The 1269-nt window shown below is 60.1% G+C and carries 1 protein-coding gene; it reads right to left on the reverse strand.

Annotated elements, in window-relative coordinates; all coding sequences use genetic code 11:
• On the reverse strand, positions 1–971 hold a 971-nt coding region (locus ACXJ7R_RS33265), incomplete at its 3' end, for a flagellin N-terminal helical domain-containing protein (protein ID WP_457155499.1).
• Between the last annotated feature and the right edge of the window lie 298 nt (positions 972–1269).

The raw sequence follows: 1269 nt of genomic DNA on the forward strand, positions 1-1269 counted from the left end.
CGGGTCGATTCCTTGTTCATGTCGGCATCGACGAGCTGGCCGACACCACGGTCGATGGAGTCCATCAGGCTCTGGGTGAAGGTCTTCTGCAGGTCGATGCTGCTCTTGGCCGAACCGAGGATGGTTGCGGAATCGGTCAACTGCGCCATGACCTTGTCGATCCTGGTCACCATCTGGGTGATGATGTCGTCGGTTACGCCGGCCGCGGTGATGTCGAGGTTGTAGGCGGAGATGTTGTCGACCTTGGGGACGACCGCTCCCGCCGCCGCCTGACCAGCAGTGTTTGCCGCGATGTCCGTTGCTCCGCCAGCGAGCGCGGTCGCATAGGCGTTGTCATACAGGGTCTGGGCGGCTCCCGTGGCATAAATCGAAGTCTGGCGATCGAGGGTGCCGCGATTCTTGACCTCGGTGGCAAGGCCGTAGTCGAAAAGCTTGGTGCCCTCGACATCGATGTCGATCGTTCCGATCGAGACGGCGCCCGACGAGGAGCGATTGAACGAGGACACGATCTGGGAGTCGGCCTGGACGCCATCATTGGGGACGGCAGTCTGCTTGGAGGTTACCGCAAGGAAGTTCGAGCCTGAGAAGGTCGCCGCATCGGCAAAGGACTTCATCTGCGCCTGAAGCGCATTGATCTCGGTCTGGGTTTTCGCCTTGGCGGCATCCGTCTGGCCGACGGTCGAAAGCAGCTTGGTCTTGATCTGGCCGATCGTGGTCAGCACATTGTTCATGCCGGTGTAGGCGGTGTCGACTTTCGAGGCGCCGAGGCCGAGTGCATCCTGCACCGTCGACAGGGCCGAGTTGTCCGAGCGCATCGTGGTGGCGATCGACCAGTAGGCGGCGTTGTCCGAGGCCTGCGAGACCCGATAGCCCGTCGAGATGCGAGCCTGCGTCTGTTCGAGTGACTTGTTGGTGGCGCTGAGGCTTTGAAGTGCGGTTAACGCCGCAGCGTTTGTCATGATGCTCGCCAAGAAAGTCGCTCCTTCTCAAAAACCGACATGCTCAGACATGCCGGACAGGCCTGTTCAACGGGTGGCATCGTGCCGGTCGGACCGATTCGCCAACGGTCGTAAGCTATTGGTTAACCATAACTAGCGCGGCATGGTTAACAGCCTGTTAAAAGCTGGCCTTTGAGAGTTAAGGAACGAGCATTGTGCGAGGCTTGCAAGGGCAAGTCGAGCAAACGCAAATCGGGCCGCGCTTTTGGCGCGGCCCGATGTTTAGTGCGAACTGTGATCAGGCGAAGGCGATTAGCCGCGGAAGAGCGAC

The organism is Mesorhizobium sp. P5_C1 (assembly GCF_054049815.1).